This is a genomic window from Streptomyces sp. NPDC051219 (assembly GCF_040682335.1).
GTDB lineage: Bacteria > Actinomycetota > Actinomycetes > Streptomycetales > Streptomycetaceae > Streptomyces.
On the sequence record NZ_JBFBAS010000040.1, the window covers coordinates 43986 to 50400 of the forward strand.

A 6415-nucleotide genomic window follows, 5' to 3' on the forward strand; every position below is an offset into this window, starting at 1 on the left:
AAGTGCTCGGCCGTGCGGACATAGCGACGATGCAGTCGTCGGCCAACAGCCAGCCACGACCCGGGTCCCTCGAAGCTGAGGGCCCGGATCAGGCCTCGCCGAGATCTGAGCTGATCCAGCGCTGCGGGCGCATGCGGATGACCACTTGCTCGCCGTGGTCCTTCCAGGCCATCTCGACGTAGGCGTCGACCTTTTCGGCCGGGAGATAGCGGGCCGAGATCTCCTCCAGCATTTCACGCGTGGCGGGAACAGTTTCGACGACGGGACCTTCGACGGACACGTACCGCACAGTGGGCTCCACCCGATCGGCCATCAGACAGAACCGGCCCTCGCGCGCGATAGCCCGACCCTTCCGGGAATCCCGCCCCGTCATGATCCAGATGTCACCGCCCGGCGCGTACTGGTACCAGATCGGCACGGTGAGCGGCGCCCGCCCCTCCTCGCCCGCGTCCACGGCCAGCGCCGCGATGTGGGGCTCGGCGAGGAACTGCTCACGCTCTTCACGGGTCAAGGCCACGGACGACTCCTTCTCTCGGCTTCGCTCGGCGTCTCCTCCTGGCTCAGCCTAGGACACCGGCCGCCGATGGGTCAGTCCTCGCCCGGGATGACGGGGGTGCGCGAGGGGCGTCCTACTTGGTCACTGAGCGCGCCAATCGGCCAGGCTGACGAGTTGGCAAGCCACCCGCGCACCGCGGGAGGTAGTCAATGCGGCCTGTCACGTGAGGGTGTGGCTGCTGCGCCGATCCGCTTGCCGAAATCTTCGTCGATCCGGTCAACGAGGATCATTGCCACATCGTCCGCCAAGTGACCCTCAGTGTGGCTGATCAACGCCTGGTGCAGTTCTTTCAGGAACTCCGACGGGGTGGTGCTTGCGCGTATCCCCTCCATGGTCTCGGGCAGGGCGAAGAAGTCGTTGTCGCGATTGCGGGCTTCGGTCACACCGTCGGTGTACAACAGCAGTCGGTCGCCGGGGACGAACGGATAGCTCTCGGGCTTGGCGGGCAGGCCGTTGAAAAGGTCTTCCAGACCGAGGGGCGGCAGTGGCAAGGAGGGCATCAGGGCCTGAGCCCTGCCCTGGTGCAGCAACAGCGGTGGAGGATGGCCACGGTTGACCAGTTGCGCCACCTGTTCGTCCGGCACCTGGGCCATGAGCGCGGTGGTGAATCCTTCCATCAAAACTTCCTGAGAGTACGCACCCGGGACGGCGACCTCCCGTCGCAGCGCGGCCGCACAGTGGTTCATGACCTCCACCAGGTCATCCTCGTAGTGCGCGGCCTCGCGAAACGCGCCCAGCGCCACCGCCACCGCGCGCATGGCAGACAGCCCCTTGCCCCGGACGTCCCCCACCATCATCCGGACGCCGTACTGCGTCTCCACGGCCTCGTACAGATCACCGCCGATTTGTGCCCCCGTCCCAGCTGCCAGGCACAGGGTGGCCGCCCGCACCGGGCCCAGCCGCGCGGGCACGGGCCGCAGTACGACCTCCTGTGCTGCCACGGCGATCCGGCGAACGTGGTCGAGCTCGCTCTGCCTGCGCGTCTGCACGGCCCTGCTCGTGATGAAGCCGGCCACGGACACCAGGGCCAGCGCGAGGAAGTTGGTATAGACCTGCAGGTTGCCCCAGGCCTGGTTGTAGGTCGCGGTGGCCACGCTGATCGCCAACGCGAGAGCCGCAGCCGAGGTGGTGCCCTTGGGCCCCATCGTCACCGCGGCCAGCGCAGGCACAGCGGTGAGAAAGGGGCCCGTATAGATGAAGTGTGCAGGCGAGAGCTCGATGACCAGCACGGCCAGCGCGATCGCGAACGGCACACACTTCGCCAGCGTGAAGAGGACTCGGCTATGACCGCCCGCGCCTGCTCGAGGAGACACTTCTGGCCGATGGGTCGAGCGATAGAGCGACCGCATGGGTACAGCCTGCCTCGCTGAGGTTGAGTACTCCACTCCACGCTCTTGTGGGTCTCTCAGGCCTCCTCACCAACGGCATCGGGCACGCTGGGCGGACTGGACACAGGCATGGTCGCGTGCTTCCCGATGAACCGCGGCTTCCTCACCGGCGCCGTCCGCAGCCTCGACGATCTTGCCCCCGTCGATGCCCCGCGCACCCTGCCCACGTCTCACGGGAGAGCATTGACGTCAGCTTGGATCTTGCGGGGGGACTGTGAGTTGCGCTTCTGCCGCGGGGCCCGCCCCGGGCTCTCAGCCTGCGGCCCAGCCTGCATAGAACAGGCCGAGACCTACGATGACGCACATGCCCTGAATGGTCCAAAAACGGACCACGACCAGGACTTCGGACCAGCCCTTGAGCTCGAAATGGTGCTGCAGCGGAGCCATCTTGAAGACCCGCTTGCCGGTCATCTTGAACGAGCCGACCTGGATGACCACGGACAGGGTGATCAGGACGAAGAGCCCGCCCAGGAGGGCCAGCAGCAGTTGGGTGCGAGAGCAGATGGCCAGGCCCGCCAGAGCGCCGCCGAGGGCGAGCGAGCCGGTGTCGCCCATGAAGATCTTGGCGGGTGAGGTGTTCCACCAGAGGAACCCGAAGCAGGCACCCATCAGCGCGGAGGCGACGACGGCGAGGTCGAGCGGATCACGTACCTCCATGCAGGAGGCGGGGTCGGTGAGGTTTATCGCGTTGGCACACGAGTTCTGGAACTGCCACAGGCCGATGAAGGTGTAGCCGCCGAAGACCATGACCGACGCACCGGTCGCCAGCCCGTCCAGACCGTCGGTCAGGTTCACCCCGTTCGACATGGCCAGGATCATGAACAGTGCCCATACGACGAACAGGACCGGCCCGATGCTCCAGCCGAAGTCGGTGACGAATGACAGCCTCAGAGAAGCCGGCGTCTGGCCGCGGTCGTCCGCGAACCGTATGGCCAGAACGGCGAACATGATGCCGACGATCAGCTGGCCGGACATCTTCGCCCCGGCCCTTAGCCCCAGCGAACGCCGCTTGACGATCTTGATGTAGTCGTCGAGGAACCCGACGACGCCCATGCCCGCCATCAAGAACAGCACCAGAACACCGGGGTACGTCGGGCCCTCCCCGGTGATGACCTTGGTCAGGGCGTACGCGACGAGGGTGGCCAGGATGAAAGCGATGCCGCCCATGGTGGGTGTGCCGCGCTTGCCGTGGTGGCCGCGGGGGCCATCGTCACGGATGAACTGCCCGTAGCCCTTGCGGGCCAGTAGCTTGATCAGCAGCGGTGTGCCGATGAGGGTCAGGAACAGGCCAATGGCCCCGGCAAACAGAATCTGGTTCATCGGACGGCGGTCTTCCCCCTGGCTACGTTCCGGTACGGGACTGCCTCACCGGTATCGCTGGCTGTCACGGGCACACCCTATGCAGACGCCGACCTTCGTAAGTCGGTGGGTAGTTGGCACAAGAACGGCAGCGAATTGAGGTCCAACGCAAAGCGCTTAACGATCACGCTCACGGCTCCGGTGCATAAACGGCAGTCACCGCTGTCAGCGCGACCTCCGACGATGAGCGAGGTCCGGCTGAGGCGGCTGGAGACCTACCTGGACCGAAAGCAGGGACGAAGCCGTTCTGACGTTGCTCCGATCTGTTACTTGCCGGCCTGCAAGCAGTCGCCCCCCGTCGCCTATGACCGCCATAACCAGGACCTGGGCCTTGAGCTCGCCCCCTTACGAAGCCCAGCACCTCGCCACGATGGCTCGCCAGCACCGAGAGGTCGTTGCGACCGCATCGCCCGCCACCCCCTCACCGGGCGCCAGTCATGACCACCGAGGAGCTCATCGCCCCACGCAAGGACCTCCACCTGCGCGAAAGGCCTTCGGCTGCGGGCCACAGCCCTCCCGCAAGCGGGGCCCCGCCAGCCTATTTAGGCTAGAAGGGGCCTTACAAGCGCTCGGCACCTGCCCGAAGGCCTCGGCCCGCGACTGGGAGGATCCCGAGCCGGAACCGCGGTCCCAGGAACGCGGCGGTACGGCGCGGCCATCGGTACGTCTCCGACGCGAGGGACCGCCGCACACCGCAGCACGGGCCTATTGGTCGCGGTTTACGCATCCGGCCCCGCCACAAGGTGTCCAACGAAGCCGGCCCCACCACTCGGCCGCGCGTCCCGGAAACCTTTCACACCACACCCACGTGTCACACCCCCGATCAGCTCGTCACAAGGAGATCAGCCGATGGTTGCCAGCAACCTAGTTCTCATCGCCAACGCCGGTGGCGTGGGCCGCACGGCCCTCGACCAACTGCGCGCGCAGGACGTACCAGTGCGCGCGATGGTCCGCCGTGACGATGATCGTGCGGCCGAGCTGCGTGCGCTCGGCGCGGAGGTGGTCATCGGCGACCTGACGCGACCCGAGAGCGTCGCGGCCGCGCTGGAGGGTGTGCGGCGCATGTACTTCGCGATGCCCGTGTCGCCGGACCATCTTCTGGCAACAGCCGTGGTGGCCAGCGTGGCGCGCGAGCACGGGGAGCTGGACGGTCTGGTGGGCATGTCCCAGATGACGGTGTCCCAGATGACCGCCACCAGCACCGGCGAGTCGCACCAGCAGCGACTGCACTGGCTGGCCGAGCAGGTACTCAACTGGTCGGGCCTGCCAGTGGTACACATCCGGCCGACGTCTTTCCTGGACAATCCGCTCTTCACCGCGCTGCCTGCGCAGTCGATTCGGAAGAACGGCACGATCGCGCTGCCTTTCGGCACCGGGCGCACCTCGCCGGTCGCCGTGGACGACGTCGCCCGAGTGGTCGCCACCGTCCTCCGCGACCCCGGTCCGCACGTCGGGAACGTCTACGAATTGACCGGGCCGCGCACGGTCGACATGACCGAGATGGCCGAGGAGTTCTCACGGGCGTTGGGGCGTCCAGTGTCCTACGTGGACATGCCGCTCGACCAGTGGCGGGCCGAGGTGCTCGCCAAGGTAGGCCTGCCGCCCCACACCGAACAGCACATCGTCACCATGGCCCGACTCCACCGCGAGAACCGCTACGACCGCGCGTCCGACGACGTCGAACGCGTGACGGGCGTACCTGCCCAATCGGTCGAGGCATTCGTGGCCGCTCGCAGGGACTTCTACCTGGGCTGAAGCCGCTCCGGCCCACCCAGACGCACACCACTGACGTCGTCGGCCTGCGCCCCCGTCGGGGAAGGCTACCGAGACCATCTACCTCGCCGGACTCCACATCGCGGGCATCCTCCGGTGATCAAGCCGCTGACCCGAACGAGGCCCCCAGGCCGACTCGTTTGGATCAGTCGGACCCGGGCGTACCAGAAGGACGCCCCGGGCCCGGCGAGAGGTGCCCGGGGCATGTGCTGCTGCTGCTGGTGCGAGACGGCACCGGCGGTCCCGGCCAGGTACTCCTCGTTAGTCGAACTGGCCGGGCCGGTAGTCGCCGGCGGGCTGCTGGACGATGACGTTCACGCGGTTGTAGGCGTTGATGAGGGCGATGAGGGACACCAGGACGACGAGCTGGTCCTCGTCGTAGTGCTTGGCGGCGTTCGCCCAAGCCTCATCCGTGACACCACCGGCCGCGTCGGCGATGCGGGTGCCCTGCTCCGTCAGCTCAAGAGCAGCGCGCTCGGCATCGGTGAAGACCTTGGCCTCTCGCCAGGTCGCGATCAGGTTGAGGCGCACCGAGGTCTCCCCGGCGTGGGCGGCGTCTTTGGTGTGCATGTCGGTGCAGAAGCCGCAGCCGTTGATCTGACTGGCGCGAATCTTCACCAGTTCCTGCGTCGCGGCGGGGAGCGTCGAGTCCGAGAGCACCTTGCCGGCTGAGGTGAGGTACCTCAGGATCTTGGCTGCGTCCGGGTTGCCGAAGAGGTTCAAGCGAGCATCCATGGTGACTCCTCTGCCGTTGCTGGTGGTTGCACACCTCTGACGGAATCGCTCGGCGAGATGTGACAGGAACGAATGTGACGTGCGTCTCCCTGTCGGACCACGGCAGGGACCACCACCGGCCGACGAAGTTCGGGACCGCTTCCGAGACGTCGCCCCGCTCATCACGGTCGCCGGCGCCCCTTCTGGCCCGGCCCCCACGCGCAGGATCTTTCTCTGGTCCGCCCGGTGATCCAAACGAAACTGCCCAGGTCCGCGCTGGCACCACGACCCCGTTCGCGCCTGAAGGTCGCCACCGCCAAGGCCACATAAACTGCCAGGCCGGGGAGTCGCTGCACCGGGCCTCCAGCGGCGCGCCTCGGCGGCCATCGACTGCGCTTGTTCCTGTCCGGAAGCTGGGATCTCGCTTCACAGAAGGCCGATCCGGCCAAGACAGCCCCCGCCGCGCGAGGTGCGGCATCCCCGCGGAGCTCGGCCATGTCGAGAATGGGCCGCTGGCCCTCGCCCTACTAGGTAGTCATCCCGGGCCCTGTCGGTCCCGCCCCGTGGCCGGGAAAATCGGGGCTGGTGCCCGTCCGGAGGACGTCGATAGAGCTTGGTGCCGAAC

Annotated in this window: 5 protein-coding genes; 1 reads left to right on the top strand and 4 read right to left on the bottom strand. The window is 67.1% G+C overall.

Features of this window, described 5'->3' with window-relative positions; translation table 11 throughout:
- Positions 1-88 precede the first annotated feature (88 nt).
- The 3 genes from AB0M62_RS30025 to mraY form a co-directional block, all read right to left on the bottom strand.
- A complete protein-coding gene (locus AB0M62_RS30025; protein WP_366077469.1) occupies positions 89-517 on the bottom strand; it encodes a pyridoxamine 5'-phosphate oxidase family protein in 429 nt (142 codons plus the stop codon).
- 185 nt (positions 518-702) lie between these two features.
- Complete coding sequence (locus AB0M62_RS30030) at positions 703-1809, bottom strand: PP2C family protein-serine/threonine phosphatase (protein ID WP_366077470.1); 1107 nt, start codon at positions 1807-1809, stop codon at positions 703-705.
- A 387-nt stretch (positions 1810-2196) separates the two neighbouring features.
- Positions 2197-3264, bottom strand: coding sequence for a phospho-N-acetylmuramoyl-pentapeptide-transferase (gene mraY / locus AB0M62_RS30035; RefSeq protein WP_366077471.1), 1068 nt, complete (start codon positions 3262-3264; stop codon positions 2197-2199).
- 888 nt (positions 3265-4152) lie between these two features.
- On the opposite strand from mraY, the gene AB0M62_RS30040 reads away from it, so the two are divergent.
- Entirely contained in the window at positions 4153-5058 is a 906-nt protein-coding gene (locus AB0M62_RS30040) for an NAD(P)H-binding protein (RefSeq protein WP_366077472.1), read from the top strand.
- A 279-nt stretch (positions 5059-5337) separates the two neighbouring features.
- Here the strand turns inward: AB0M62_RS30040 and AB0M62_RS30045 are convergent, their stop codons facing one another.
- Positions 5338-5811: a carboxymuconolactone decarboxylase family protein gene (locus AB0M62_RS30045; protein WP_366077473.1), complete on the bottom strand. Its 474-nt coding sequence runs from the start codon at positions 5809-5811 to the stop codon at positions 5338-5340.
- Positions 5812-6415: the final 604 nt, after the last annotated feature.

Excerpts from the sequence above, each read along its gene's own strand:
- mraY (WP_366077471.1), bottom strand. The coding sequence starts at position 3,264 with ATGAACCAGATTCTGTTTGCCGGGGCCATTGGCCTGTTCCTGACCCTC.
- AB0M62_RS30040 (WP_366077472.1), top strand. The coding sequence starts at position 4,153 with ATGGTTGCCAGCAACCTAGTTCTCATCGCCAACGCCGGTGGCGTGGGC.
- AB0M62_RS30045 (WP_366077473.1), bottom strand. The coding sequence starts at position 5,811 with ATGGATGCTCGCTTGAACCTCTTCGGCAACCCGGACGCAGCCAAGATC.